At 66.8% G+C, this 26,249-nt stretch carries 24 protein-coding genes and 1 tRNA gene; 16 read left to right on the plus strand and 9 right to left on the minus strand.

Translation table 11 applies throughout. From position 1 onward, the window contains the following. The first annotated feature begins 28 nt into the window (after positions 1–28). Complete coding sequence (folE2, locus tag ACSQ19_RS14740) at positions 29–961, plus strand: GTP cyclohydrolase FolE2 (protein ID WP_435997983.1); 933 nt, start codon at positions 29–31, stop codon at positions 959–961. A gap of 340 nt (positions 962–1,301) precedes the next feature. Here folE2 and ACSQ19_RS14745 read toward each other — a convergent pair whose 3' ends face one another. Genes ACSQ19_RS14745 through yidD form a run of 3 tightly spaced genes read right to left on the minus strand, consistent with a single transcriptional unit; the run spans position 1,302 to position 3,756 of the window. Beyond that, complete coding sequence (locus ACSQ19_RS14745; protein WP_436000996.1) at positions 1,302–2,108, minus strand: M23 family metallopeptidase; 807 nt, start codon at positions 2,106–2,108, stop codon at positions 1,302–1,304. Between the two features lie 44 nt (positions 2,109–2,152). Next, a complete protein-coding gene (locus ACSQ19_RS14750; protein WP_299342047.1) occupies positions 2,153–3,499 on the minus strand; it encodes a dihydroorotase in 1,347 nt (448 codons plus the stop codon). Then, the gene (yidD, locus tag ACSQ19_RS14755; protein WP_299342050.1) at positions 3,499–3,756 is read right to left on the minus strand and encodes a membrane protein insertion efficiency factor YidD; all 258 of its coding nucleotides are present in this window, start codon (positions 3,754–3,756) and stop codon (positions 3,499–3,501) included. The genes ACSQ19_RS14750 and yidD overlap by 1 nt, the downstream gene beginning before the upstream one ends. Positions 3,757–3,851: 95 nt before the next feature. Between yidD and dksA the strand changes: the two genes are divergently transcribed. Further along, entirely contained in the window at positions 3,852–4,976 is a 1,125-nt protein-coding gene (gene dksA / locus ACSQ19_RS14760; protein WP_296280262.1) for an RNA polymerase-binding protein DksA, read from the plus strand. A 70-nt stretch (positions 4,977–5,046) separates the two neighbouring features. Here the strand turns inward: dksA and ACSQ19_RS14765 are convergent, their stop codons facing one another. From ACSQ19_RS14765 to cysS, 3 genes are all read right to left on the minus strand, one after another. Next, positions 5,047–6,288: an MFS transporter gene (locus ACSQ19_RS14765; RefSeq protein WP_435997985.1), complete on the minus strand. Its 1,242-nt coding sequence runs from the start codon at positions 6,286–6,288 to the stop codon at positions 5,047–5,049. After that, positions 6,285–6,722, minus strand: a complete 438-nt coding sequence (locus tag ACSQ19_RS14770) for a SufE family protein (protein ID WP_296280228.1) — start codon at positions 6,720–6,722, stop codon at positions 6,285–6,287. The genes ACSQ19_RS14765 and ACSQ19_RS14770 overlap by 4 nt, the downstream gene beginning before the upstream one ends. Before the next feature lie 157 nt (positions 6,723–6,879). Continuing rightward, the gene (gene cysS / locus ACSQ19_RS14775) at positions 6,880–8,268 is read right to left on the minus strand and encodes a cysteine--tRNA ligase (protein WP_435997988.1); all 1,389 of its coding nucleotides are present in this window, start codon (positions 8,266–8,268) and stop codon (positions 6,880–6,882) included. Positions 8,269–8,410: 142 nt separating this feature from the next. Between cysS and ACSQ19_RS14780 the strand changes: the two genes are divergently transcribed. The 12 genes from ACSQ19_RS14780 to ACSQ19_RS14835 all read left to right on the plus strand — a co-directional run bounded on the left by ACSQ19_RS14780 (position 8,411) and on the right by ACSQ19_RS14835 (position 19,869). Next, the gene (locus tag ACSQ19_RS14780) at positions 8,411–8,914 is read left to right on the plus strand and encodes a hypothetical protein (RefSeq protein ID WP_296280230.1); all 504 of its coding nucleotides are present in this window, start codon (positions 8,411–8,413) and stop codon (positions 8,912–8,914) included. Positions 8,915–9,186: 272 nt separating this feature from the next. Further along, positions 9,187–10,191, plus strand: a complete 1,005-nt coding sequence (locus tag ACSQ19_RS14785) for an N-acetylornithine carbamoyltransferase (protein WP_435997990.1) — start codon at positions 9,187–9,189, stop codon at positions 10,189–10,191. 31 nt (positions 10,192–10,222) lie between these two features. Next, the gene (locus ACSQ19_RS14790; RefSeq protein ID WP_299342062.1) at positions 10,223–11,419 is read left to right on the plus strand and encodes an argininosuccinate synthase; all 1,197 of its coding nucleotides are present in this window, start codon (positions 10,223–10,225) and stop codon (positions 11,417–11,419) included. Beyond that, a complete protein-coding gene (locus tag ACSQ19_RS14795) occupies positions 11,419–11,688 on the plus strand; it encodes a hypothetical protein (RefSeq protein ID WP_299342065.1) in 270 nt (89 codons plus the stop codon). The genes ACSQ19_RS14790 and ACSQ19_RS14795 overlap by 1 nt, the downstream gene beginning before the upstream one ends. Further along, positions 11,685–12,776, plus strand: coding sequence for an acetylornithine deacetylase (locus ACSQ19_RS14800; RefSeq protein WP_435997993.1), 1,092 nt, complete (start codon positions 11,685–11,687; stop codon positions 12,774–12,776). Before ACSQ19_RS14795 ends, ACSQ19_RS14800 begins: the two co-directional genes overlap by 4 nt. A gap of 81 nt (positions 12,777–12,857) precedes the next feature. Next, positions 12,858–14,177, plus strand: coding sequence for an acetylglutamate kinase (locus ACSQ19_RS14805; protein ID WP_435997995.1), 1,320 nt, complete (start codon positions 12,858–12,860; stop codon positions 14,175–14,177). 1 nt (position 14,178) lies between these two features. Further along, complete coding sequence (locus ACSQ19_RS14810) at positions 14,179–14,799, plus strand: GNAT family N-acetyltransferase (protein WP_435997997.1); 621 nt, start codon at positions 14,179–14,181, stop codon at positions 14,797–14,799. Continuing rightward, positions 14,796–15,758, plus strand: a complete 963-nt coding sequence (gene argC, locus ACSQ19_RS14815; RefSeq protein WP_435997999.1) for an N-acetyl-gamma-glutamyl-phosphate reductase — start codon at positions 14,796–14,798, stop codon at positions 15,756–15,758. The genes ACSQ19_RS14810 and argC overlap by 4 nt, the downstream gene beginning before the upstream one ends. Next, positions 15,755–17,047, plus strand: coding sequence for an argininosuccinate lyase (gene argH / locus ACSQ19_RS14820; protein WP_435998001.1), 1,293 nt, complete (start codon positions 15,755–15,757; stop codon positions 17,045–17,047). The genes argC and argH overlap by 4 nt, the downstream gene beginning before the upstream one ends. Positions 17,048–17,061: 14 nt before the next feature. Further along, positions 17,062–17,301, plus strand: coding sequence for a YciI family protein (locus ACSQ19_RS14825; RefSeq protein WP_436000999.1), 240 nt, complete (start codon positions 17,062–17,064; stop codon positions 17,299–17,301). Positions 17,302–17,310: 9 nt separating this feature from the next. Then, positions 17,311–18,459: a glutamate 5-kinase gene (proB, locus tag ACSQ19_RS14830; RefSeq protein WP_299342076.1), complete on the plus strand. Its 1,149-nt coding sequence runs from the start codon at positions 17,311–17,313 to the stop codon at positions 18,457–18,459. 120 nt (positions 18,460–18,579) lie between these two features. Next, entirely contained in the window at positions 18,580–19,869 is a 1,290-nt protein-coding gene (locus tag ACSQ19_RS14835) for a glutamate-5-semialdehyde dehydrogenase (protein ID WP_343229806.1), read from the plus strand. Between the two features lie 190 nt (positions 19,870–20,059). On the opposite strand, the gene ACSQ19_RS14840 is transcribed toward ACSQ19_RS14835, so the two are convergent. Next, positions 20,060–20,614, minus strand: a complete 555-nt coding sequence (locus tag ACSQ19_RS14840; protein WP_299342081.1) for a hypothetical protein — start codon at positions 20,612–20,614, stop codon at positions 20,060–20,062. A gap of 132 nt (positions 20,615–20,746) precedes the next feature. Further along, positions 20,747–20,823, minus strand: a tRNA-Pro gene (locus ACSQ19_RS14845). A gap of 146 nt (positions 20,824–20,969) precedes the next feature. Between ACSQ19_RS14845 and hisS the strand changes: the two genes are divergently transcribed. Together hisS and ACSQ19_RS14855 are read left to right on the plus strand one after the other, a co-directional pair. Then, positions 20,970–22,352 (plus strand): histidine--tRNA ligase, encoded by a 1,383-nt coding sequence (hisS, locus tag ACSQ19_RS14850; protein WP_435998004.1) that lies wholly within the window; start codon positions 20,970–20,972, stop codon positions 22,350–22,352. A gap of 1 nt (position 22,353) precedes the next feature. Continuing rightward, positions 22,354–24,243, plus strand: a complete 1,890-nt coding sequence (locus ACSQ19_RS14855) for an HAL/PAL/TAL family ammonia-lyase (RefSeq protein ID WP_435998006.1) — start codon at positions 22,354–22,356, stop codon at positions 24,241–24,243. A gap of 92 nt (positions 24,244–24,335) precedes the next feature. Here the strand turns inward: ACSQ19_RS14855 and ACSQ19_RS14860 are convergent, their stop codons facing one another. Further along, positions 24,336–26,162 carry a sensor domain-containing diguanylate cyclase gene (locus ACSQ19_RS14860; protein WP_435998008.1) on the minus strand — a complete coding sequence of 609 codons (1,827 nt, stop codon included), beginning with the start codon at positions 26,160–26,162 and terminating at the stop codon, positions 24,336–24,338. Positions 26,163–26,249: the final 87 nt, after the last annotated feature.

The raw sequence follows: 26,249 nt of genomic DNA on the forward strand, positions 1-26,249 counted from the left end.
GCGCGCCATCACTCCCCCGTGCACAATGATGACTTCCTCGCTCCCTCTGGCGCCCCGCGCCGATCTTCCCGACGTCGCCCACCAGCGCGTGCCGCTGGCGCGTCCGCTGGACTGGGTGGGCATGGAGAACATCGCGCTGCCGGTCCGCATTCCGGACGGGCAGGGCGGCCAGCTGCAGGTGGCGGCGAGCATCGACCTGTCGGTGAACCTGGCCAACGCTGATGCTCGGGGCATCCACATGTCCCGGCTGTACCTGGAACTCCAGGATGGCCTGGCGCGTGAAGCCATCACCCCGGCCGGTCTGCGCCATCTGCTGCAGACCAGTGTCGACTCCCAGGCCGGCCTGGCCACCCAGGCGCGCCTGCGCATCCGCTACGAAGCATTGCTGCAGCGGAAGGCGCTGGAAAGCGACTACGCCGGCTGGAAGCGTTATCCGGTCGAGATCGAGGCCACGCTAGCCGACGGCCACCTGATCCTGGCACTGGCGTTCTCCGTGGAGTATTCGAGCACCTGCCCGGCGTCGGCCGCGCTGTCCCGCCAGGCCAACGCCGAGCGGTTCACCGAGGACTTCGCCGCGGCGCATCCGCTGTCGGTCAACGTGGTGCATGACTGGCTGGCCTCCGAGCGAGGGCTGGCCGCCACGCCGCATGCGCAGCGCAGTCGCGCCAGCGTGCGCGTCGAGCTGCGTCCGCAGTTCGATGAACTCCCGTTGGTGGCCCTGGTCGATGCGCTCGAAGCCGCGCTGGCGACGCCGGTCCAGACGGCCGTCAAGCGCGTGGACGAACAGGCGTTCGCCCGCCTCAACGCAGAGAATCTGATGTTCTGCGAAGACGCAGCCCGTCGGGTCGCGTCGGTGCTTGCCGGCGATGCGCGCATCGCCCGCTACGACGCCACCGTCGCGCACTACGAAAGCCTGCACCCGCACGACGCGGTCGCCCGGGTCAGCGGCAGCAACGACTGAGGCCCCGGTTGCCGGATGTGGGAGCGACGTAAGTCGCGATCGCTCTCAAAGCAACGCTTCGCGACTTACGTCGCAACCACAACGGCAGGCTGGGTCACTTCCCGCCTTCGAGCACCAGCAGTGGGTCGATGCGCACGGCGAACCGCGCCGACCGGAACCAGAAGCGTCATGGACCATCAACGCGCCGCAGCGCGCCGATGGGGCGAACAACGGGTGCCTACTTCCCGCGTTCGAGCACCAGTAGTGGATCGATGCGCACGTCGAACCGCGCCCACCGGAACCAGAAGCGTCATGGACCATCAACGCGCCGCAGCGCGCCGATGGGGCGAACAACAGGTGTCTACTTCCCGCGTTCTAGCACCAGCAGTGGATCGATTCTCACGTCGAACCAGCTCATCCCCCAGTGCAGATGCGGCCCCGTGGCGCGCCCGGTCGCACCGACGGCTCCGATGACCTGTCCGGCTTCGATCCGGTCGCCGGCGTTCACGTCGATGCGCGACAGGTGGAGGAAGTTCGAGCTTACGCCGTGTCCATGGTCGAGCAACACAGTGCCGCCCGTGAGATAGAGGTCGGGTGATGCGAACGTCACGATGCCGGCGGCGGGTGCCTTGACCGGCGTGCCGGTCGGCGCTGCGATGTCCATGCCGGAGTGGCCGGCGCCGGGCTGGCCGTTGTAGACGCGGGCGTTGCCGAAGCGACCGCTGATGCGACCCTGCACGGGCCACTGGAACGGCAGCGCGAAATCCGCACGCGCGTCGTCGCGGTCGCGCGCGGCGGTTACCAGGGCCTGCTCGCGCTGGATGCGCGCGGCGATCTCCGGGGGCGGATTGACGGTCTTCGGCGGCACGCCGTTGACGCGCTCGACCGGCCAGTCGCGTGGCGTTACCGCGATCTCGACGGCTTGCGTGCGGCCGGAGGGTGTCGTGACGGCGACGCTCAGTGGGCCCGCTTCGTCGCGCCCCACGCCGAACACGACAGTGCCGTAGCCGGTGGTGCGCAACAGGCGTTCACGAAAGCGCACCTCGCTTCCCGGCGGCACTTTGCCGAACACCAGCGCGCCCTGCGACACGCTCGCCGGGAACACGACGCGCTCCTCCTGCGGGACGGGCGCCACGGACGCGCTTTCCTGGGCGCCTACGAGGGGAATCCAGCCTGCACAGACCGCGGCGAGAAGCGCCGCTACCGCCAACTTCAACGCGCGAACTCCAGCCGCTGGCCGTTGGGCGTGCCGACCAGGTGTTCGCCATTCCAGACCATGCGCCCATTGACCCAGGTAGCGCCGATGCGCGAGCGGAACGTGCGGCCTTCGAACGGCGACCAGCCGACCTTGGACAGCACGTCTTCGCGCTTCACGGTGAAAGGTTCGTCGTCGATCAGCACGAGGTCGGCGAAGTAGCCTTCGCGCAGATAGCCGCGCTCCTTCACGTCGAACAGCTGCGCGGGGGCGTGGGCGAACTTCTGTACCACGCGGGCGACGTCCATGCGCTTCTCATGCACCAGTTCCAGCGCGGCCACCAGCGCGTACTGCACCAGCGGCAGGCCGGAGGGCGCCTGCACGTAGGGCTTTTCCTTTTCTTCCAGCGTATGCGGGGCGTGGTCGGTGGCGAGCACATCGATCACGTCCTCCACCAGCGCCTTGATCAGCGCTTCGCGGTCGCTGGCGTCCTTGATGGCGGGATTGCACTTGATCAGGTTGCCCAGCGCCGCGTAATCCGCGCGGTCGAAGCGCAGGAAGTGGATGCAGGTTTCTGCGGTGATGCGCTTGCGCGCACCGTCCGGATGCACCAGCGGTCCCGGCGTGAACAGCGCCAGCTCATCAGCGGTGGAGATGTGCAGCACGTGCAGGCGGGTGCCGTGCTTGCGCGCCAGCGACATCGCCAGCCGCGTGGATTTGATGCACGCCTCGCGGCTGCGGATGTCCGGGTGGTGTTCGGCACTGAGCGCATCGCCGTACCTGGCCTGGAACGCCGCCAGGTTGGCGTCGATCATAGGCGTGTCTTCGCAGTGCGTGATGATCGGCGTGGGTGCTTCGCGGAAGATCGCGTCCAGCGTGTCGGGATTGTCGACCAGCATGTTGCCGGTGGAGGCGCCCATGAACACCTTGATGCCCGGCGCGGTCTTCGGGTCCAGCGTGCGGATCGCCTCCAGGTTGTCGTTGCTGGCGCCCATGTAGAAGCCGTAATTGCCCCAGGCCCGGCCCTTGGCCCGCTGGTACTTGTCCTCCAGCGCGGCCGCATCCAGCGTCGGCGGGCTGGTGTTGGGCATGTCCATGAACGTGGTCAGGCCGCCGGCGACGGCTGCCGCGGATTCGGTCGCCATGTCGCCCTTGTGCGGCATGCCGGGCTCGCGGAAATGCACCTGATCGTCGATCATCCCCGGCAGCAGCAGGCGCCCGGCGGCGTCGATCACCGTGTCGTCGCCCCGGGGCCTTATTTCGGCGGCGATGCGGGCGATGCGCCCGTTCTCGATGCGCAGGTCACCCTCGGTGACGCGGCCTTCATTGACCAGACGGGCGTTGACGATGACGGTAGCGGGCATCAGTGGTGTCCTGTGCAGGAATGGGGAGGGGAGGCGCCGGTGCGCGGGGGGACCGGGTCGTGGCCGCCGGGATGCAGGGGATGGCAACGGCCTATCCGCCGCACCGCCAGCCAGCCGCCCTTCAGTGGGCCGAACCGGCCGATCGCCTCCATGGCGTACTCGGAGCAGGACGGCACGAAGCGGCAACGCGGTCCTAGCATAGGACTGATGAAGCGCTTGTAGCCCTTCAGCAGCAGGATGAGCAGGCGGGCGAGCATGGCCCGATGATACCGCGTCGGGTTGCCGCTGCCCGCCGGGTAGGCTATAAAAGCGCGCTTTCCCGATGCTCGGGAAGAACAAGGAAGCGCTGTTCGTGGCTGCAAAGAAACCTGCGAAGAAGGCCGCCAAGGCCGCCAAGAAACCCGCTCAGACCGTCGCCAAGAAGCCTGTCGTGAAGAAGGCTGTCGCCAAGAAACCGGCCGCCAAGCCGGTTGCGAAGAAAGCGGCCCCCAAGCCCGTCGCCAAGAAGCCGGCTGCCAAGAAGGCCGTGCCGGCCAAGAAGGCGGCACCGGCGAAGAAGCCGGCCGCCAAGCCGGTGGCCAAGCAGGCGGCGCCGGTCAAGAAGGCGGTGGCCAAGGCGACCAAACCCGCAGTCGCCAAGAAGCCCGCGCCCGCGCCGGCCACCAAGGCGCCCGTCGCCAAGGCGGCACCGGCAAAGACTCCGGCGAAGGCCGCGAAGCCCGCTCCCAAATCCGCACCGAAGCCCGCCGCAACGCCGGCTCCGGCAAAGTCCGCCCCCACCGCGGCTGCGACCAAGACTCCCGTGCCTGCATCCGCCCCCAAGGCGGCTGCCCCGGCCCCGGCGCCCGCCGCCAAGGTTCCGTCCCCCCCGAAGCCTGTGCCAGTCCCGAAACCGAATACCAAGAACGCCAAAGCCTCTACCCCCGCAGAAACCCCCGTGACGCCTCGTCCGCCCGTTGCCCGCCCCGTGGGCAAGGTAGCGGTGGCCGTCGCTGCTCGGCCTGCGGCGCCGGTCGTGCGCGGCAAGGTGAAAGAAGTGCCCTACAAGACCGATGAAGCCACCGGTCGACCGATCGTGCCGGCCGGCTACAAGCCCTCGCCCGACGAGGAGTACATGAGCACGCTGCAGCTGGAGTATTTCCGCCAGCGGCTGCTGCAGTGGCGTGCCGACCTGGTCGAGGAATCCAAGCAGACCATCGAGAACCTCAAGGACGAAGTCCGCGACATCGGCGACGAAGCCGAGCGTGCGACCCGCGAGACCGAGAACTCGCTGGAACTGCGTACCCGCGACCGCTACCGCAAGCTGATCGGCAAGATCGACAGCACGCTGAAGCGCCTGGAAGGCGGCGATTACGGCTATTGCGTCGATACCGGCGAAGAGATCGGCCTCGACCGCCTCGAAGCCCGCCTGACCGCCGAGCGCACCATCGATGCCCAGGAGCGCTGGGAACACCTGCAGAAGCAGCAGGGCGACTGAGTTCCCCGCATCCGCGAAATCAAAAAGCCCCGCTCCGGCGGGGCTTTTTGATTCCGGACCAAGAGCCGGGCTACTGCAGTTCGCGCAGGTCCAGTCGGCGCAGCCGCGGCGCCTTCCAGGCGGTGACGCCGGCCACCGAGAGGATCGCGAACCCGCCCAGGATCACCGCCGGCACCAGCCCCAGCAGTTTCGCCATCGTGCCTGCATAGAACGCGCCGAGTTCGTTCGACGAACTGACGAAGATGCCATTGATCGACGAGACGCGCCCGCGCATATCGTCCGGTGTCGACAACTGCAGGATGGTCGAGCGCACCACCACCGACACCCCGTCGCACATGCCGTAGAACAGCAGGATCGCCGCCGACAGCCAGAAACTGCGCGACAGGCCGAATGCGATGACCGCCAGGCCGAAGCCGGCCACGGCGAACAGCAGTACGCGCCCGGCGTGCTTCTGAAGGGGATGGCGGGCAAGCCACAGGCCCACGCAGACCGAACCCGCCGCCGGCATCGCACGCAGGATGCCGAGGCCCTCGGGTCCGTAATGGAGGATGTCGTGGATGAAGGCGGGCAGCATCGCCACCACGCCCCCCAGCAGCACCGAGAACATGTCCAGCGCCATCGCGCCCAGCATGATCTGGTTGTTCCAGACGAAGCGCGCGCCCTGCGCAATGCTGGCGAACACCGGCAGGCTGACTGCCGGCGGTCCGGGCTCCTCCACGCGAAGCCGTGCGAGTACCGTCGCCGCCATCAGCGCGAACACGACGGCCATCGCATACGACAGCGTCTTCCCGCCGAAGCCCACCAGCAGGCCACCCAGTGCAGGGCCCGTCACCAGCGCGGCCTGGAAGATCACGCTGCCCAGGCCGGCGGCACGCACGAAGTCTTCGCGTGGCAGGACCTTGGCGAACAGCGCGTTGTAGACCGGACTCAGGAAGGAACGCGCCATGCCGGTCAGCGCGATGGCCGCATAGATCGGCCACGTGCCCTCGAACGGCAGCCAGCCCGCGGACACCGCCACCAGGATCACCGCGGTCGTCGCCAGCGCACCGCACGCGATCATCCCCACCGGCCGTCGAGGCAGGTGATCGACCAGATACCCGGCGAACGGCGCCACGCAGAAGAACGGCAGCACTTCCGCCAGCCCCACGAGGCCGAGTGAGAACGGATCCCGGGTCAGCTCGTAGATATGCCAACCTACCGTGACCGCGACGATCTGGTACGACAGCAGCGCACAGATGCGGTACGCCAGCACCGCCGCGTACCCGCGATTGCGGAGCAGCGAGAACGCAGAGGGCTTGCCGGTTCCGCTCACTTCGCGTTCGCGGCCGTCTCGCGGATGAAGGCCAGCAATGACGCCAGGCCGTTGCTGCGGGTGGGTGAGAGATGCTTGGCCAGGCCGATGTCGGCGATGTAGTCGGGCGAGGTGGCCAGGATCTCCGACGCAGGCCGTCCCGCATAGACACGCAGGGCGAGGAAGATCAGCCCCGAAACGATCGCCGAGTCGCTGATGGCATGGAAATCCAGTTTCGCGGCATCGCCCTCGGGCACGATCCAGACCATCGACTGGCAGCCGAGCAGGCGATGCTCCTCGCGCTTCCACTCCTCGGGGAAGGCGGGCAGCTTGCGGCCCAGGTCGATGAGGTACTGATAGCGTTCGGACCAGTCGCTGAAGAAGGCGAATTCGTCCTTGATGGCTGCCTGCGCCTCGGCGGCGGTGGGTTCGAGCGGGAAGATCGTGTCGGTCATGAGGTGAGCGAGTCTGGTTCAGAAGCCCCTCTACCGTCGGGAGAGAGGTTGGGGTGAGGGTACGGCGGAGTCCTTGTGGTGCCGGCATCCTGATGTTGCCGCACCCTCATCCGGCGCTTCGTGCCACCTTCTCCCGACGGGAGAAGGAAAGATCGGCTCACGCGCGCTTCCAGCGCACGCCCTGCGGCGTGTCTTCGAGCAGGATGCCTTCGGCTGCCAGTTGGTCGCGGATGGCGTCAGAGCGTGCGAAGTCGCGGGACTTCTTCGCTGCCGTACGCTCGTCGATCAATGCCTGGATACGGGCATCGTCGTCTGACGAGGTGCCACGGGCAAACCACTCGGCAGGATCCTGCTGGAGCAGGCCGAGTACGCGGCCGGCGCCGAGCAGTTCGCTCTTCAATCGTCGCTTCTCCGTGTCGCTGCCGGCCTTGCGGGCCTCGGCGGCGATGCGCGCGACCTCGGCCAGCGCCTGCGGCGTATTGAGATCGTCGTCCAGTGCGTCCTCGATGACCTGCGGCGTGGCCGCAACAGCATCGACGTGGACCAGATCCCGCAGCGTTCCGTACAGCCGGTCCAGCGTGTTCTTCGACTGCTCCACCAGCGCCTCGGACCAATCCAGCGGCTGCCGGTAGTGCGCCGACAGCAATGCGTACCGCAGGGCTTCCGGCGGGTGCTGCTGCAGCAGGTCATGGACCTTTTCGATGTTGCCCAGCGACTTGCTCATCTTGGCTCCGCCGAAGTTGAGCATGCCGTTGTGCAGCCAGAAGCGCGCGAACGTCTTGTGCGACCCGTCTGCGTGCTTGTGCGCGCACTCGCTCTGCGCCACTTCGTTCTCGTGGTGCGGGAACTGCAGGTCCACGCCGCCGGCATGGATGTCGATGGTCTCGCCCAGGTGCGCGGCCGCCATCGCCGAGCACTCGATATGCCAGCCCGGCCGGCCGACACCCCAGGGCGAATCCCAGCCCGGCAGGTCCGGCGTGGAGGGCTTCCACAGTACGAAATCGCCCGGGTCGCGCTTGTACGGCGCGACTTCCACGCGTGCGCCGGCCAGCATTTCCTCCGGGTCGCGGCGCGAGAGCTTGCCGTAGTCCGCGAAGCTGCCCACCGCGAACAGCACGTGGCCCTCGGCGGCATAGGCGTGCCCACCGGCGATCAACTGCTCGATCATCGCGATGATGTGGCCGATGTGATCGGTGGCCGCGGGTTCGATGTCCGGGGCGAATTCGCCGGTCACGCCCAGCCCGGCCATGTCCTCCCGGTAGGCGGCGGCGTAACGGTCGGTGATGGCGGAGATCGCCACGCCCAGCGCCTTGGCGGCGGCGTTGATCTTGTCGTCCACGTCGGTGATGTTGCGTGCATAGCGCAACTGGCCGAAACGGCGCCGCAGGAGTGCCGCCAGCACGCCGAAGACGACCGGCCCGCGGGCGTTGCCGATGTGGACGTAGTTGTAGACGGTGGGCCCGCAGACGTACATCGTGGGAACGGGGCCGAGCGGTTGGAAGTCCTCGACCCGGCGGGTGAGGTTGTTGTGCAGGCGCAGGGTCATGGCGACAGGGCAGGGGAGAGCGGTGGAATTCTACCGCCTGCACCGCGCGCGAGGGTCTGGTGGCGCTTCCTGCGGCCGATGTTCAGCCCCACTCAAGGCGCGATCCCTACACTGGGGCCCCTGGAATCTTCATGCAGGTCCCATGCACCGCCTCCGCGCCACGCTACTCTTCTCCTGTTGCCTGCTTGCCGCGCCTGCCGTGGCGCAGGAACGGGTGGTCCCGGCGGAGAACGTCCGCCTCGACTATGCGCAGGTGCTGGGGGTCGAACCGGTGTATCAGACGCTGCGGGCCACCCGCACGGAACAGCGTTGCGACGAAGCCCCCGCTGCCAGGCCCGAGACAGCCGCGCCCGAGAAAGATGAAAGCCGGTGGAGCCGCATGGTCAGTTCGGTGCGGGGCTGGTTCGGCGGGGACGACGAGCCCGAGCAAGCACCGCCGGTCACCCTGCCCACCGTGAAGGTCAATTGTCGCGTCGTGCCCATCGAGCGCGAGTTCCAGCGCCCCATCGCGTACGACGTCGACTACATCTACAAGGGCGTGAAGTACCGCTCGCGGCTGGCTGAGGATCCCGGCAACCGCCTGCGCATCCGCATTTCCGTCGCCCCCTACCTGGCGCCGTCGCAGCCCACGGCAAGCGGTCCCTGAGTTCCTGCACGGTTGCATGCGCAACCGAATACGTCCTTGCGCTGCGCCGCAGCACATGCGAGCATTCGCGCCCATGAAGATGAACGCACACGCCCATGCAGCCAGCGCGGCCTCCCAGGCCTCGAGCATGACGTCGCGTGCCCGTCGACCGGAATCCTGCATCTAGCTGGGTACCCCGGACGTCGTCGCTTGTTCACCGGAACCCAGCCAGAGGCTGGGTTTTTTCGTTTCTGAAGCCCGTTTTGCCACATTCCCGACACCAGGATGCCGTAATGAAGCACTTCTTGAACACGCAGGACTGGAGCCGCAGCGACCTCGACGCGTTGCTCACGCAGGCCGCCCTCTACAAGCAGAACAAGCTGGGCGACGCGCTGAAGGGAAAGTCCATCGCGCTCGTGTTCTTCAACCCGTCCATGCGCACCCGCACCAGCTTCGAACTGGGTGCTTTCCAGTTGGGTGGCCACGCCGTGGTGCTGCAGCCGGGCAAGGATGCGTGGCCGATCGAGTTCAACCTGGGCACGGTGATGGATGGCGACACCGAGGAGCACATTGCCGAGGTGGCTAAGGTACTGGGGCGTTACGTGGACCTGATCGGCGTGCGCGCCTTCCCGAAGTTCGTCGACTGGGCCTACGACCGCGAGGACATCGTCCTGAAGTCGTTCGCGAAGTATTCGCCGGTGCCGGTGATCAACATGGAGACGATCACCCATCCCTGCCAGGAACTCGCGCATGCGCTCGCGCTGCAGGAGCACTTCGGCACGTCCGACCTGCGCGGCAAGAAGTACGTGCTCACGTGGACCTACCACCCCAAGCCGCTCAACACCGCGGTGGCCAACTCGGCGCTGACCATCGCCACCCGCATGGGCATGGACGTGACCCTGCTGTGTCCCACGCCGGACTACGTGTTGGATGAGCGCTACATGGGCTGGGCCGAGCACAACGTGGCCGAAAGCGGCGGTTCGCTGCAGGTCAGCCATGACATCGAGAGCGCCTATGCCGGCGCCGACGTGGTGTACGCCAAGAGCTGGGGCGCGCTGCCGTTCTTCGGCAACTGGGAGCCCGAGAAGCCGATCCGCGACCAGTACAAGCACTTCATCGTCGACGAGCGGAAGATGGCGCTGACCAACAACGGCGTCTTCAGCCACTGCCTGCCACTGCGCCGCAACGTGAAGGCCACGGACGGCGTGATGGATTCGCCGCAGTGCATCGCCATCGACGAAGCCGAGAACCGCCTGCACGTGCAGAAGGCCATCATGGCCGCGCTGATGCAGCAGTAACCCCTCCGATTCCCGAACAGAACACACCCCCATGAACCAGTCCAAAGACATCGTCCTCGCCTTCTCCGGCGGCCTCGACACCAGCTTCTGCGTGCCCTACCTGAAGGAGCGCGGCTGGAACGTCCACACCGTGTTCGCCGACACCGGCGGCGTGGATGCCGAGGAACGCGCCTACATCGAACAGCGCGCCGCCGACCTGGGCGTGGCCAGCCACGTCACCGTGGATGGCGGCCCGGCGATCTGGGACGGCTTCGTCCGGCCGTTCGTGTGGGCCGGCGAGGGCTACCAGGGGCAGTATCCGCTGCTGGTGTCCGACCGCTACCTGATCGTCGACGCCGCGCTGAAGCGGGCGGCCGAACTGGGCACGAACGCGATTGCGCATGGCTGCACCGGCATGGGCAACGACCAGGTGCGCTTCGATCTCGCGGTCAAGGCCAGCGGCGACTACCGCATCGTGGCGCCGATCCGCGAGATCCAGAAGGAACACACCCAGACCCGCGCCTACGAACAGGCGTATCTCGAAGAGCGTGGCTTCGGCGTGCGTGCCAAGCAGAAGAGCTACACCATCAACGAGAACCTGCTCGGCCTGACCATGTCCGGCGGCGAGATCGACACCTGGTCCGCCCCGGGCGAAGGCGCCCGTGGCTGGTGCGCACCGCGCGCCGAATGGCCGGTGGAACCGTTGCGCGTCACGGTCGGCTTCAAGAACGGCGAGGCGGTCAGCCTGGACGGCCAGCCGGTCGCCGGCGCTGCGCTGCTGGCGAAGTTGAATGCGTTGTTCGCGCCTTACGGCGTGGGCCGCGGCGTCTACACCGGCGACACCGTGATCGGCCTGAAGGGCCGCATCGTGTTCGAAGCGCCGGGCCTGGTGTCGCTGCTGGCGGCGCACCGCGCGCTGGAAGAGGCCGTGCTGACCAAGCAGCAGAACCGTTTCAAGCCCGAGATCGCGCGCAAGTGGGTGGAGCTGGTGTACGAAGGCTTCTACCACGATCCGCTCAAGGCCGACCTGGAGGCGTTCCTGCAGTCTTCGCAGGCCACGGTCAACGGCGAAGTGGTGCTGGAGACCCGCGGCGGCCGTGTCGATGCGGTCGCTGTGAAGTCCCCGCACATCCTCAATGCCAAGGGCGCGACGTACGCGCAGTCGGCCGACTGGGGTGTCGAGGAAGCCGAAGGCTTCATCAAGCTGTTCGGCATGAGCTCGACCCTGTGGGCCGAGATTAATCGCTGATGGTCTTCCTCGCGTTGACACCTGATGGTTTGCAGGATGCGATCGCCATGGCCCTTCCGGGCCGCGACAGCATTTGGTGCAGCGCGTCCGCTATCTCAAGCGCGGCGTTCCAAGCGCATCAAGGCATCGAACTGACGCGCTTCGCGGAGACGATGGTGTTCACCAATGAAGACGACATCGTGCATGCGGTGGACGTCATTGGCGAACATCACCCCGATCAACGCGTATGGATCGAAGCCCGACAGAATCCTTACGGATCACTCGCATGACGGAATTACTGACCAGCACCTTGACTCATCTCGAAGCGCTGGTGTCGTTCGACACCCGCAACCCGCCCCGCGACATCGATACCGGCGGGATCTTCGACTACCTGCGCACCCAGCTGCCCGATTTCCGTATCGAGGTGACTGATCACGGCGCGGGCGCGGTGTCGTTCTTCGCCGTGCGCGGCCAGCCGAAGCGCGTGTTCAACGTGCATCTGGACACGGTGCCGTCCTCGCCGGCATGGAGCGCCGATCCGCACGTGCTGCGCATCGAAGGCGACCGCGCGATCGGCCTGGGTGCCTGTGACATCAAGGGCGCGGCAGCGGCACTCGTGGCCGCCGCACAGGTAACGCAGGGCGATGCGGCGTTCCTGTTCACGACGGACGAAGAAGCGAACGATGCGCGCTGCATCGCCGCTTTCCTCGCGCGCGACCATGGCTTCGGCGAAGCGATCATCGCCGAGCCGACGCAGTGCCAGGCGGTGCTCGCACACCGCGGCATCAGTGCCGTCCGGATGGCGTTCACGGGGCAGGCCGGGCACGCCTCCGCCGAGAACGCGCTGTCGTTGAGCGCCCTGCACAACGCGATGCGCTGGGGCACGTCGGCGCTGGACTTCGTGCAGGCCCAGCATCACCTGCGCTTCGGCGGGCTGACCGGCCTGCGATTCAACATCGGTCGGGTCGAGGGTGGCATCAAGGCCAACATGATCGCGCCCAGCGCCGAGGTGCGGTTCGGCTTCCGTCCGCTGCCTTCGCAGGATCCCGCCGACCTGCACGCGACGTTCCGTGGTTTCGCCAATCCCGATGCCTTGGCGGACTACGAAGAAACCTTCCGTGGCCCGTCGCTGCCGTCTGGCGATGTCGCGCGCGCGGAGGAGCGCCGCCTCGCCGCACGCGACCTCGCCGACGAACTCGGCCTGCCGATCGGCAATGCCGTGGACTTCTGGACGGAGGCGTCGCTGTTCTCCGCCGCCGGCCTGACCGCCTTCGTCTACGGCCCGGGCGACATCGCCCAAGCCCATACCGCCGACGAGTGGGTATCGCTGGAGCAGTTGCAGCAATACGCCGACAGCGTGGCGAGGATCCTCCAGTAGCGTCGCAGGGCGGGCCTCGGCCCGCCATGCGCAACCGAAGATGTGGTTGGCCAGGGCCCACCCTACGAAAAGCAAGAAGACATGGAATCGAACAAGCAAACCCGTCAAACCATCATCCGCCTGCTGTCCAGCATGGCCAGCGCGAAGGAGATCTCGCAATACGTCAAGCGCTTCTCGCAGCTGGACGCCAAGCGCTTCGCCGTCGTGAAGGTGGGTGGCGCCGTGCTGCGCGACGACCTCGAGTCGCTGACATCCTCGCTGACCTTCCTGCAGGAAGTCGGCCTGACGCCCATCGTCGTGCACGGCGCGGGGCCGCAGCTGGATGAGGAAATGACGGCGGCCGGCATCACCAAACAGACCGTCAACGGCCTGCGCGTGACCACGCCCGAAGTGCTGGCGATCGTGCGCAAGGTGTTCCTGCAGCAGAACCTCGCGCTGGTCGAAGCCCTGCAGCAGGTCGGTGCACGCGCGACGTCCATCGTCTCGGGTGTGTTCGAAGCCGAGTACAAGGACCAAGCCACGTACGGCCTGGTCGGCGACGTCACCCGCATCAACCAGGCGCCGATCGAGGCGAGCCTGAAGGCCGGCTCCATCCCGGTCATCGCCAGCATGGGCGAAACCGTCGGCGGCCAGATCCTCAACATCAATGCCGACTTCGCCGCCAACGAGCTGGTACAGGTGCTGCAGCCGTACAAGATCATCTTCTTGACCGGTACTGGTGGCTTGCTGGATGCAGAAGGCCGCGTCATCGATTCGATCAACCTGTCGACCGAGTACGACGAGCTGATGGCGCAGCCCTGGATCAACGGCGGCATGCGGGTGAAGATCGAACAGATCAAGGATCTGCTGGACCGGCTGCCGCTGACCTCGTCGGTCTCCATCACCAAGCCGGCGGAGCTGGCCAAGGAACTCTTCACCCATCGCGGCTCCGGCACGCTGGTGCGCAAGGGCGAGCGCGTGCTGCGTTTCGAGGGGGGCTGGGAAGGCGTGGACCTGCCGCGGTTGAAGACGCTGATCGAATCCAGCTTCGGCCGCACGCTGCTGCCGGACTACTTTGAGCGCACCGCGCCGTACCGCGTCTACATCAGCGAAAACTACCGTACCGCGCTGATCCTCACCCGCGAGGAAGGCTTTGCTTATCTCGACAAGTTCGCCGTGCTCGACGATGCGCAGGGCGAAGGCCTGGGCCGTGCCGTGTGGCACGTGATGCGCGAGGAGAATCCTCAATTGTTCTGGCGCTCCCGCCACAACAACCAGGTCAACATCTTCTACTACGCCGAGTCCGACGGCTGCTACAAGCAGGAGAAGTGGAAGGTGTTCTGGTACGGCATCGATGGTTTCGCCGACATCGAGCGCTGCGTGGCGCATTGCCGCACGCGCCTGCCGACCTTGAAGGACTGAGATGGTCGCTTCGATCCCGACGGCATGGCAGAAGGTACCAGTCCTGGCGGGCCGCCATGCGCGCCTCGAGCCGATGTCGCGCGACCATGTGGACGGCCTGCGCGCGGCGCTGGCCGGCGACGAACTGGCGGCCTTGTGGTTCACGCAGGTGCCGAAAGCCGCGGATGCGGCGGGCTATGTGGATGCGGTGCTCGCGGCGCAGGCCGACGGCCGCGTGCTGCCTTTCGTGGTGCGGGATGCGGGCGGCCGCATCGTGGGCAGCACCCGGTTCTACGGACTGGAATCCGACGTGCCCAAGCTCAGCATCGGCTACACCTGGTATGCGCCCGACGTACAGCGCACGGGTGTCAACACCGAGACCAAGCTGCTGCTGCTCACGCATGCCTTCGAGAGACTTGGCTGCATCAGCGTGGTCTTCGAGACCAGCTGGTTCAACCATCGCTCGCGTGCGGCGATCGCCCGGCTCGGCGCAAAACAGGACGGCGTGCTGCGCAACCACAAGCGGCATGCCGACGGATCGCCGCGCGACACCGTCGTCTTCTCGATCATCGATGGCGAATGGCCGGCGGTGAAGCGCAACCTGCTGGCGAAGCTCGCCCGGCACGAACAGGATTCCCCATGAGCACCACCAAGACCGTCGGCATCGTCGGCGCCCGCGGCCATACGGGCGCCGAGTTGATCCGCCTGATCGCCCGCCATCCGCACCTTGAGCTGGCGTTCGTGTCCTCGCGCGAGCTGGATGGGCAGAAGGTCAGCGACCACATTCCCGAGTTCGCAGGCGAGCTGCGCTACGAGAACCTGAGCCACGAGCAGGTCGGTGGCAAAGGCGCGGATGCCGTGATCCTGGCGCTGCCCAACGGCAAGGCGGCCGAGCTGGTTGCCGCCATCGATGCACAGGCGCCGGACACCGTGGTGGTCGATCTCTCGGCGGATTTCCGCTTCGACGAGCATTGGTACTACGGCCTGCCCGAACTGACCCGGCAGCGGTACGCCGGCGAGAAGCGCATCAGCAATCCCGGTTGCTATGCCACCGCCATGCAGTTGGCGATCGCGCCGCTGCTCGGTCGCCTGGCGGGTCCGCCGCAATGTTTTGGTGTGTCCGGTTATTCCGGCGCCGGAACCTCGCCGTCGGACAAGAACAACACCGACCTGCTGCGCGACAACCTGATGCCGTACGCGCTGGCGGACCACATGCACGAGCGCGAGGTCAGCCGCCACCTGGGGCTGCCCGTCGAATTCATGCCGCACGTCGCGCCGCACTTCCGCGGCATCACGATGACGGTCAACCTGTGGCTGCAGCAGCCGGCGAAGATCGAAGACATCCGTGCGCTCTACCGCGATCGCTATGCGGCCGAACCGTTGATCCGGGTGCTGGACGAGGCGCCGTGGGTCAGCCGCATCGCCGGCCGGCATGGCGTCGAGATCGGCGGCTTCACCCTGGCGCCGGGCGGCAAGCGCCTGGTCGTGGTCGCGACACTCGACAATTTGCTGAAGGGCGCGGCGACGCAGGCGATGCAGAACCTCAACCTCGCGTTCGGATTCGACGAACACGACAGCATTCCGCAGGAGACGACGGCATGAGCGACCTGTTGTGGCAGAAGCCCGGTGTGGCAGTGGATGCGGAGATCCAGCGATTCCTGGCCGGCGACGACGTGGTGCTGGACCGCGAATTCTTCCTGCACGACATCCAGGCCAGCACGGCGCATGCCGAAGGCCTGCAGCGCATCGGCATCCTGTCCGGCGACGAACTGACGGGCCTCAAGCGCGAGCTGGCGCTGCTGGCGGATGATTTCCGTCGCGGCGACTTCGTCCTCGACGAACGCTACGAAGACGGCCACTCCGCCATCGAGGCCCGGCTGACCGAGCGGCTGGGCGATGCAGGCCGCAAGATCCATACCGGCCGCAGCCGCAACGACCAGATCCTGGTCGCCACGCGCCTGTGGCTGAAGGAGAAGCTGGCGCGCGTGGCCGTGCTGTCGCGCGAGATCGCCAAGGTGGCGCTGGACCGCGCGCAGGCCGAGCGCGGGCTGCCGCTTCCCGGGTACACCCACATCCAGAGGGCCGTGGTCTCGTCCGCCGGCATGTGGTGGGCGGGCTGGGCGGAAGCCTTCATCGACAACACCACGCGCGCACGCGACACGCTGAAGCTGGTCGATGCCAACCCGCTGGGCACCGCGGCGGGCTACGGCGTCAACCTGAAACTGGACCGCGAGCACACCACCGCCGCGCTCGGCTTCGCGCGCATGCAGGTCAGCCCCATCTACGCACAGCTCTCGCGCGGCAAGTTCGAGCTGGCCGCGCTCGAGGCGCTGGGCGGCGCGACCCTGGACCTGCGCCGCATCGCTTGGGACCTGTCGCTGTTCACCAGCGCGGAATTCGGCTTCGTCGCGCTGCCTGCGCAGTACACGACGGGCAGTTCGATCATGCCGAACAAGCGCAATCCCGACGTCATCGAACTGATGCGCGCCACCCACGCCAGCGTGGCGGCGGCGCGCACGGAGATCGAGCAGTTGCTGTCGTTGCCGTCGGGGTACCACCGCGATCTGCAAGCCAGCAAGGGCGCGATCTTCCATGGCTTCGGCCGCGGCCTGCCGGCGCTGGAACTGCTGCCTGCGCTGCTTGCCAACCTCGAATGGCGCGAGGACCGGCTGCGTGCCGGGATAGATTCCGGCATGTACGCCACCGATGTCGCCGTCGAGGCCGCAGTGGCCGGCGTCCCGTTCCGCGAGGCCTACAAGGCGGCCGCAGCATCGGCCGACAGCGCAGGTCAGGGACGCACGCCGGAAGGCAGCCTCGCCGCGCGCGTGTCGCCCGGTGCGGCCGCCGACCTGCGCCTGGATGAACTGCTCGCCCGCTGGGACGCGCTGTGATCCGCTACCTTGTCATGGCGATGCGTCGCCCGTCGTTCGACGACGCGGTGATCGCACCGCATCTCGCGTTTCTCGACGAACTGCGTGCGACCGGGCAGCTGGAAATGACCGGTGGCTTCAGCGACAGGAGCGGCGGCGCGTATGTGCTGGTGAATGTCGCCTCGCTGGATGAGGCCAAGGCGATCGCCGCGCGCGATCCCCTGGCGCTGACCTATACGTCAGACCTGACGGTTTACGAATGGAACACCCGCTGAGCTGATCCGATGACCCTCGCCACGCCGCCACCGTTCACCGAACAACCGTTGCCGGCCTGGCGTCGCGCCGTGCTCAAGGTGGGCAGCAGCCTGCTGGCGGCGGAAGGCGAGGGGCTCAGTCCGCGCCACGCGCTGAACCTGGCGCAATTCGTGTCGTCCAGCATTGCAGCCGGGCGCGAAGTCGTCATCGTCTCGTCCGGTGCGGTGGCCGCGGGCCGCGGCCTGCTGCATCGCAAGCCGCAGTCCGGCGTCGCGATGGCGGAACGCCAGGCGCTGGCCGCGCTGGGGCAGGCACAGCTGATCGCGCTGTGGCAGCGCTTCTTCGACCGTCCGGTCGCGCAGGTGCTGCTGACCCACGATGACCTGCGCAACCGCCGCCGCTACCTCAACGCGCGCGCCACGCTGCAGGCGCTGCTGGCCCTGGGCGCACTGCCGGTGATCAACGAGAACGACACCGTCTCCGTCGATGAACTAAAGCTCGGCGACAACGACAACCTCGCCGCGGTCGTGGCCGCGCTGGTCGATGCCGATGCCTTGTTCATCGCCACTGACATCGATGGCTTCTACACCGGCAACCCGCGCACGCACGCCGATGCGCAGCCGATCCTGGAGGTAGAAGCGCTGACGCCGGCCTTCTTCGCCATGGCCGGCGGGGCAGGCAGTGGTGTCGGCACCGGCGGTATGCACACCAAGCTCGAGGCGGCGGCCAAGGCGGCGGCCGCCGGCATCGAGACGTTCCTGTTCAACGGCACGCAGGCGGCCACGCTGTCTGCGCTGACGCGTGGCGCGTTGCTCGGTACACGCTTCCGTCCGGCACAGAACCGGCTGGCGGCCCGCAAGTACTGGTTGCGCAACGTGCCGGTGGAAGCGGGGGCCATCGTGGTCGACGCAGGCGCGGCGATCGCCATGGGCGAGAAAGGCGCGTCGCTGCTGCCTGGCGGCGTAGCGACCGCAGAGGGCGACTTCCGGCGCGGCGACATGGTCGAACTGGTGCTGCGCGATGGGGACGGCGACCGCCGCATTGCGCGAGGTGTCAGCCAGTATTCCGCGGTCGACATCCGCCGCATCGCGCGCCGCCATTCGCGGGAGATCGAAGGCATTCTTGGCTATACCTACGGCGAGAACGTCGTCCATCGCGACGACCTGGTGCTGTTGTGAGGCACGTCCATCGCGCATCCGATGTCTTTGTAGGAGCGCCCTCGGGCGCGATGCTCCAGCCCGGGATTCCAGATCGGAAATCATCGCGCCCGAGAGCGCTCCTACAAGGCCATGGGTTCCATGACCGATCCTGAGCAAGGAAATCGCATGACCGACATCAAGACGCTGGCCCTGCAATGTCGCGACGCAGCGACGGCCATCGCATCCCTGCCGACGGAAGGGAAGAACACCCTGTTGCGTGCGATGGCCGATGCCCTGCTGGCCGATGAAGCCGCGATCCTGGCTGCCAATGCACGCGATCTCGAGGCGGCGTCGGCGAAAGGCATCGGCAGCGCCATGCTGGATCGCCTGCGTCTGGATGCCGCACGCCTGCAGGGCATCGCCGCCGCCGTGCGCGAAGTGGCGGACCTGCCGGACCCCGTCGGGCAGGTGACCCGCGCCTACGACCGGCCCAATGGCATCCATGTGGAGCGCGTGCGCGTGCCGCTGGGCGTGATCGCGATGATCTACGAGGCACGCCCGAACGTCACCGCCGACGCCGCGGCACTGTGCCTGAAGGCTGGCAATGCGGTGATCCTGCGCGGCGGGTCGGAAGCGATCCATTCCAACACTGCGATCGCGGGGGCATTGAAGCGTGCGCTGCGCGAGGCCGGGTTGCCGGAGGCGGTGCTGACGCTGGTCGAGGACCTGCGTCGCGAGACCATCCTGGAGCTGATCCAGCTCAGCGACGCGATCGACCTGGTCATTCCACGCGGCGGCGAAGGGTTGATCCGCTTCGTCGCCGAGCATGCGCGCGTGCCGGTCATCAAGCACTACAAGGGCGTCTGCCACCAGTACGTGGACGCGGGCGCCGACGAAGACCTGGCGCTGGCGCTGCTGCTGGACGGCAAGGTATCGCGGCCATCGGCCTGCAATTCACTGGAGACGCTGCTGGTCCATCGCGATATCGCGCCGACGTTCCTGCCGCGTGCGGCGAAAGCGCTGCGTGCGCGGGGTGTCGAGATCCGCGCGGATGATACGGCGCGGGCACTGATGGCGGGCGCAGTGGCCGCGACCGAGGAGGACTTCGCTGCCGAGTTCCTCGATCTGGTGATCGCCGTCGGCGTGGTGGACGATCTGGACGCCGCCATCGCGCATATCCGACGCTACACGTCGGACCACACCGAGGTCATCGTCACCCGCGATGCGGAGCATGCGGAGACGTTCCTCAACGCATTGCGGTCAGCCGTGGTGATGGTCAACGCGTCGTCGCGCTTCTCGGATGGTGGCGAGCTCGGGCTGGGTGCGGAGATTGGTATCTCGACCACGCGCCTGCATTCGTATGGACCGATGGGGCTGGACGCGCTGACAGTGGAGCGGTTTGTGGTGCGTGGGGAAGGGCAGGTGCGGCATCCGGACTTGCTGCGCTGAGGCTTCTCAGGCGGGTCCAATACGTAGGATGGGTTGAGCGAAGCGATACCCATCGTCGGTGGCACGAATGACTCATGATGAGTATCGCTTCTGGCTCAACGCATCCTACGGCACTGGGCTGAAATCTCTGGCCAGTTCATTGTTGAGGTCGTCGAGTTTTCCCAACTCGCGTTTCGTAGGTAACGGCTTTCTATGCGCCGGGATAGCGCAGCACTTTGCTGGCGCTGAACGGCGATAGCAGGTCTCCAATGACTCGCCACTCGATCTGGTCTTCCGAGTTCCCGCCAAACAGCCAAAGACTCTTCAATCGAAAGCCATCCAGATTCAAGTCAGTGCATCTGATCTTCATATCGCGGTTCACATGCACTGCAACGGTGAGATCTGCAGAGTCTGGATAGCGACACTTAAGTCCGTCCAGTAGTTGCTGCAGCGACTGCTGGGGATTTAGGAATTCAGGTACCAGTTCCTTCATCTGTACAGGTACGTATCGAATCTCATCGCCCATCCGGTATCGCATTACGGAGTCGTAGTCGTCGGCCTCACAATATGCGACGTCAACTTGGGATCCAACAACATGGGACATGAAGTATGCGAATAGAGTGCATTGACGTCGCTCAAGATATGGCTTCAGTTCCTGCGTGCGGAGCGAGGCGACCTTGTATGGCTGGCTCAGTAACTCTTCGCTCTGACCATAGGCGCGCAATGCAACAAGTATCGGCTCTGGATTGAAGTAGTCGAGCCTCATCCACTCTTTCAGCCGAACGTTCACTTGCTCCCCCGAAGCGCCGGTGTAGTTCCTGTGCAAGCATGCTGAGAACGGCCGCAAAAAAAAACAAGAAAGGCCGCCCTCTCAGGCGGCCTAACTAGTTGAATCTATTGGTCGGGGAGACAGGATTCGAACCTGCGACCTCTACGTCCCGAACGTAGCGCTCTACCAGACTGAGCTACACCCCGACTGAGCGCGCCATTGTAGTGAAGGGTCCCGGCCGAGGCAAGACTTGGATGCCGGATCCGGATCTCTGCCCGGCCGGCCCCCGTAAAAGCTGCGGGGGCTGCGGCGGCCACGTAAAATGCGGCGTTCACGAAAGCCGGAGTGTCCCTTGATCAAGCCCCGTACCCCGCCTGGCGTCATGGAGCTGCTCCCGCGCGAGCAGATCGCCTTCCAGCGCATGCTGGACACCATCCGCCGGAACTACGAGCGCTTCGGCTTCCTGCCGGTGGAAACGCCGGTCTTCGAACTGTCCGAGACCCTGCTGACCAAGTCCGGCGGCGAGACCGAGCGCCAGGTCTACTTCGTCCAGTCCACCGGCGCCCTGGCGAAGGAGGGCGAAGGCCTGCCCGAGCTGGCCCTGCGTTTCGACCTGACCGTGCCCCTGGCCCGCTACGTGGCCGAGCACGAGCATGAACTGACCTTCCCGTTCCGCCGCTACCAGATCCAGCGCGTCTACCGCGGCGAACGCCAGCAGCGCGGCCGCTTCCGCGAGTTCTACCAGTGCGACATCGACGTGATCGGCAAGGACGCGCTGAGCGTGCGCTTCGATGCCGAGATCCTGGCGGTGATCCACGCCGTCTTCAGCGAACTCGGAATCGGCGACTTCACCATCCAGTTGAACAACCGCAAGCTGATGCGCGGTTTCTTCGAAGCCCAGGGCGTCACCGACGGCGAACAGCAGGCGCTGGTGCTGCGCGAAGTCGACAAGCTCGACAAGCGTGGCGCCGACTACGTGCGCGAGACGCTGACTGGCGAAGGCTACGGCATGTCGGCCGAGGGCGTCGACCGCATCCTCGATTTCGTCGCCGTGCGCAGCACCGGCCACGCCGATGCGCTGGCCAGGCTCGACGCACTGGGGCAGGGCAGCGACACCTTCAATCAGGGCATCGCCGAACTGCGCGAAGTGCTGGACCTCGTCAAGGCACTGGGCGTGCCGGAAAGCGCGTACTGCCTGAATTTCTCCATCGCGCGCGGCCTGGATTACTACACCGGCACCGTTTACGAGACGCAGTTGGACGGCTACCCGCAGATCGGCTCGATCTGCTCCGGCGGCCGCTACGAAGATCTCGCCAGCCATTACACCAAGTCGAAGCTGCCGGGCGTGGGCATCTCGATCGGGCTGACCCGCCTTTTCTGGCAGCTGCGCGAAGCCGGCCTGATCGCGGGCAGCGACGAGAGCAGCGTGCAGGCGATGGTCGCGCTGATGGACGATGGCCAGCTGGCCGGATCGCTCGACATCGCGCGCCGCCTGCGTGCGGCGGGCATCAACACCGAAGTGCAGATGGAGAGCCGCAAGCTGGCCAAGCAGTTCCAGTACGCTTCGCGGGCCGGCATCCGCTTCGTGGTGCTGGCCGGTGAGGACGAACTCGCGCGCGGCGTGGTGACGGTCAAGGACCTGCTGCGCGAGCAGCAGTTCGACGTGAAGCGCGAGGAACTGGCCAGCAGCCTGAAGGTCGAGCTGGAACAGGCCCGCGCACTGGCGGGACGCTGACATGAAGCCGATCCTGCTGGATGGTGCATCGCTCACGCGCGACCGGTTGGTCGAGATCGCCTTCGGTGCCAGCGTCGAGCTGGACAAGGGGGCGCTGAAGGACGTGGCGCGCGCCGCCGACTTCCTGGCCGAACAGGTCCGCCGCGAAGAGCCGATCTACGGCGTTTCCACCGGCTTCGGCAGCAATGCCGACAAGCTGCTCGGCGCGCATCCGCTGCGCGACGAGCTGCCGGGCGCGGTGAAGTCCGGCCGCTCGCTGCACGAAGAGCTGCAGTACAACCTGATCGTCACCCATGCCGTGTGCGTGGGCGAGCCGATGGCGCCGGAGATCGTGCGCGCCATGCTCGGCATCCGCATCAACACCCTGCTGAAGGGCCACTCCGGCATTCGCGTGGAAACGCTGCAGGCGCTGGCGGCGATGCTCAACGCGGGCATCGTCCCGGTGGTGCCTTCGCTGGGCTCCGTGGGGGCGTCGGGCGACCTGGCGCCGCTGTCGCACCTTGCCATCGTGCTGCTGGGGGGCGGCGAAGCGTTCTACCAGGGCGAGCGGATGGCCGGTGCCGATGCGCTGGCGCTTGCCGGCCTGTCGCCGGTGAGCCTGTCGTACAAGGAGGGCTTGGCGCTCAACAACGGCACGGCGCAGATGCTGGCGATGGGCGTGCTGGCGACTTACCGGCTCGACCAATTGCTGGACACCGCCGATCTGGCGGCCGCGATGACCATCGATGCCTTCGCCGGCCGTCTCGGTGCGTTCGCCGAGGAAGTGCATGCGCTGCGTCCGCATCCGGGCCAGGTACATGTGGCCGCGCGATTGCGCGACCTGCTCGACGGCTCGACGCTGGCCGACATCCCGTACCACTTGGTGCCGAAGTTCCGTCCGTGGCTGCCGCGCAGCTGGGATACGCCCGAGGCGCAGGCGCTGCGTTTCGACATCGGCTGGGACTGGGTGCCAGCCGACCAGCGCCACGGCCGCGAGAAGTTCTACGACCGCTTCATGCCGTTCCGCGGTGGCAAGAAGCACCAGCCGCAGGACAGCTATTCGCTGCGCTGCATCCCGCAGGTGCATGGCGCCGTGCGTGATGCGGTCGAGCAGGCCAAGCGCGTGCTGGAGATCGAGCTCAACGCGGTTACCGACAATCCGCTGGTGTTCCCCGACAAGCAGGCCGATCACGTGGAAGAGCAGGTGATCTCCGCCGGCCATTTCCACGGCATGCCGCTGGCGCTGGCGATGAGCTACGTGAAGGCCGCCATCCCGACGCTGGCGTCGATCTCCGAGCGCCGCCTCAACAAGCTGGTGGACCCGGCCACCAACGACGGCCTGCCGGCGTTCCTGATCGGCAACGAGGATGGCACCGAGTCGGGCCATATGATCGTCCAGTACTCGGCGGCGGCCATCGTCAACGACCTGGCCAGCCGTGCGCACCCGGCCAGCGTGTTCTCGGTGCCGACCAGCGCGAACGCGGAAGACCACGTCTCGATGGGCGCCAACGAAGCACGCCACGTGCTGGCGATGGTGCAGGACCTGGGCAAGGTGCTGGCGCTGGAGTTGTACACCGCGGCGCAGGCACTGGACCTGCGCCGCGACATGATCAACGCCGCACGCGCACTGTCGGATCGCACCGATGCGGCAGGATTGGCAGTGAAGGTGTCGGGTGGTCCGCAGCATGGCGCGAGCGGGCATGACGCGTTTCTTGCCGAAGTCGAAGCATTGCGCGTGGCGCTGGCTTCCAGTGACGCGTTCCATCCCGGCCACGCCGTGGCGGCTGCGCACGCGGCGATCCGCGCGAAGATCCCGTTCCTCGATCGCGACCGCGCGCTCGATGGCGAAGTCGCCACCGCCGTCCGGCTGGTGGAGTCGGGCGAGATCCTGGCGGCCGTCCGCAACCGCTGAGCACACGGGAGGGTGGATGTGGGAGCGACGTAAGTCGCGAGCTTCTAAAGCAATCGCGACTTACGTCGCTCCCACATCTGAAGTCCCGAGCCCTACAACGTCCGCACGCAATCCCGCCCTTCTGCCTTGGCGGCGTACAGCGCCTGGTCGGCCACCTGCAGTGCCGACTCCAGGCTGTCCCGGGCCTCCAGGTCCACGCAGTGCACGCCGATGCTGGCCGATACGGCGATGACTAGTTCGCCGCTGCGGCACGGCTGCGCGCGCAGGGCCTGGCGCAGTTCTTCGGCCACCACGCTGGCCTCGCCCAGGCCCATGCCGGGCAGGGCGGCGATGAACTCTTCGCCGCCGAAACGCGCCAGCAACGCGCCATGCGGGCGCAGCGTCTCGGCCAGCGTGTTCGACGTGCAGCGCAGGCAGTCGTCGCCGACCAGGTGGCCGTAGGTGTCGTTGATGCGCTTGAAGTGGTCCAGGTCGATCATCAGCAGGGAGATCGGCCGTTGCGAGTTGCGCGACTGCGACAGCAGGTGCTCGAAGGCTTCGCGGAAATGGGTGCGGTTGTAGAGGTCGGTCAGGCCGTCGAGGCGACTGGATTCGCGCAGCCGGTGGTGCGCGCTCTCGAGTTCCGACATCGCCTGCCGCAGTTCGCCGGTACGCGCGATGACCTGCGCCTCCAGCGAATTCTTCGCGTCGCGCACGATGCGTTCGTTCTCGTTGCGCAGGGCGGCGTAGCGGTACCCCAGCGCCACCGACAGCAGCAGCATTTCCAGCGCCGAGCCGATCTGGACGCCGTATTCGGTCAGGAAGGTCTTCGGCAGCAGGCCGAACGCCAGCGCCACGAAGATGCCGGTGCCCAGCAGGAACATCGCCCACGCCAGCAGGAACACTTTGGCGGGGCGGTAGCCCGTGCGCACCACCATCAGCGTGATCACCGCGATCCACACGATGCTGGGGAACACGGCGGCCGATGCGATCGGCGTGGCCACGTGGTAGGGCAGTTGCGTGGCGGCGATGCCCAGCAGCACGAAGAACGCGATGATCGCCTTGCTGATGCGGTCGCCCCACCGCCATCGCGTGGGCAGGTCGAGGAAGGTACGCGAGAACTGCTGCATGCCGATCTGGGCGAGGCAGACCGAGAGCGGCACGGCCTTGTCCGCCAGCCACGTGGAGTGCGGCCAGAAGTATTCGAAGCCCAGCCCGTTGAGGGTGAACAGCACCAGGCCGAACGCGGTGATGTGGAACAGGTACCAGAAGTAGCTGCCGTCGCGCAGCACCAGCCACAGCACCAGGTTGTAGAAGAACAGCGCGATCAGGATGCCGTAGTAGATGCCGATGCCGAGCTGGCCATCGCGCGAGAGTTCGGCGAACGCGGCAGGCGTGTACAGGAACAAGGGCACCTGCATCGAGCTCTGGCTCTGCACGCGGACCAGCAGGTCGACCTCTTCGCCGGTCGGCAGGTCGAGCCAGAAGTTCGGATGGCGATAGCGGATGCTGCGCTGTTCGAACGGGAACGTGTCGCCACCGGCGTGATGCACGGTGCGTCCGTCCGGGTAGCGCGCATACAGATCGACGCGGTCGCTGAGCGCGTACTGCTGTACCAGCAGCCAGCGCTGCTCGCGCGGATTCTCGTTGGTCACGCGCACGTGGAACCAGAACGCGCCGGTCTGGAAGCCGAAGGAGGCATCGCCGTCGGGAAGCGCGGCGAAGCGCCCGGCATCGAGCTGGCGGCGCACGTCGTCCAGCGTGGCGGCGCCGGCGGTGTCGTGCAGGTAGGTGGTCTGCGGTGCGAGCGGGAGGTAGCGGGTGTCCGGTCCGATGCGCGCCGGGGTGGCAGCGGCCGCCATCAGCGGGAAGAGCAGGAGCAGCAGGAGCCATCCCGCCAGCCCCAGGCACGAGAAGCGCGATCTGCGTGATGCCGGCATGCCCGTCCCCTCGGGGGTGCCCTGCAGGCCGGCGGGGCTCCCCGTCCGGCGTTCGGGCGTCCTTGGCAGTGTACTCATCGTCCCTGT

The sequence above is a fragment of the Pseudoxanthomonas sp. LjRoot127 genome (assembly GCF_964253495.1).
Classification (GTDB): domain Bacteria; phylum Pseudomonadota; class Gammaproteobacteria; order Xanthomonadales; family Xanthomonadaceae; genus Pseudoxanthomonas_A.

Coding starts and splice junctions, on each gene's coding strand:
- ACSQ19_RS14780 (WP_296280230.1), top strand. CDS start 8,411: ATGCACCGCCTCCGCGCCACGCTACTCTTCTCCTGTTGCCTGCTTGCC.
- ACSQ19_RS14750 (WP_299342047.1), bottom strand. CDS start 3,499: ATGCCCGCTACCGTCATCGTCAACGCCCGTCTGGTCAATGAAGGCCGC.
- argH (WP_435998001.1), top strand. CDS start 15,755: ATGAGCGACCTGTTGTGGCAGAAGCCCGGTGTGGCAGTGGATGCGGAG.
- ACSQ19_RS14825 (WP_436000999.1), top strand. CDS start 17,062: ATGGCGATGCGTCGCCCGTCGTTCGACGACGCGGTGATCGCACCGCAT.
- cysS (WP_435997988.1), bottom strand. CDS start 8,268: ATGACCCTGCGCCTGCACAACAACCTCACCCGCCGGGTCGAGGACTTC.
- ACSQ19_RS14770 (WP_296280228.1), bottom strand. CDS start 6,722: ATGACCGACACGATCTTCCCGCTCGAACCCACCGCCGCCGAGGCGCAG.
- ACSQ19_RS14800 (WP_435997993.1), top strand. CDS start 11,685: ATGACGGAATTACTGACCAGCACCTTGACTCATCTCGAAGCGCTGGTG.
- ACSQ19_RS14805 (WP_435997995.1), top strand. CDS start 12,858: ATGGAATCGAACAAGCAAACCCGTCAAACCATCATCCGCCTGCTGTCC.
- ACSQ19_RS14860 (WP_435998008.1), bottom strand. CDS start 26,162: ATGCCGGCATCACGCAGATCGCGCTTCTCGTGCCTGGGGCTGGCGGGA.
- ACSQ19_RS14795 (WP_299342065.1), top strand. CDS start 11,419: ATGGTCTTCCTCGCGTTGACACCTGATGGTTTGCAGGATGCGATCGCC.
- ACSQ19_RS14840 (WP_299342081.1), bottom strand. CDS start 20,614: ATGAGGCTCGACTACTTCAATCCAGAGCCGATACTTGTTGCATTGCGC.
- ACSQ19_RS14855 (WP_435998006.1), top strand. CDS start 22,354: ATGAAGCCGATCCTGCTGGATGGTGCATCGCTCACGCGCGACCGGTTG.
- argC (WP_435997999.1), top strand. CDS start 14,796: ATGAGCACCACCAAGACCGTCGGCATCGTCGGCGCCCGCGGCCATACG.
- yidD (WP_299342050.1), bottom strand. CDS start 3,756: ATGCTCGCCCGCCTGCTCATCCTGCTGCTGAAGGGCTACAAGCGCTTC.
- ACSQ19_RS14835 (WP_343229806.1), top strand. CDS start 18,580: ATGACCGATCCTGAGCAAGGAAATCGCATGACCGACATCAAGACGCTG.
- ACSQ19_RS14785 (WP_435997990.1), top strand. CDS start 9,187: ATGAAGCACTTCTTGAACACGCAGGACTGGAGCCGCAGCGACCTCGAC.
- proB (WP_299342076.1), top strand. CDS start 17,311: ATGACCCTCGCCACGCCGCCACCGTTCACCGAACAACCGTTGCCGGCC.
- ACSQ19_RS14810 (WP_435997997.1), top strand. CDS start 14,179: ATGGTCGCTTCGATCCCGACGGCATGGCAGAAGGTACCAGTCCTGGCG.
- folE2 (WP_435997983.1), top strand. CDS start 29: ATGACTTCCTCGCTCCCTCTGGCGCCCCGCGCCGATCTTCCCGACGTC.
- ACSQ19_RS14790 (WP_299342062.1), top strand. CDS start 10,223: ATGAACCAGTCCAAAGACATCGTCCTCGCCTTCTCCGGCGGCCTCGAC.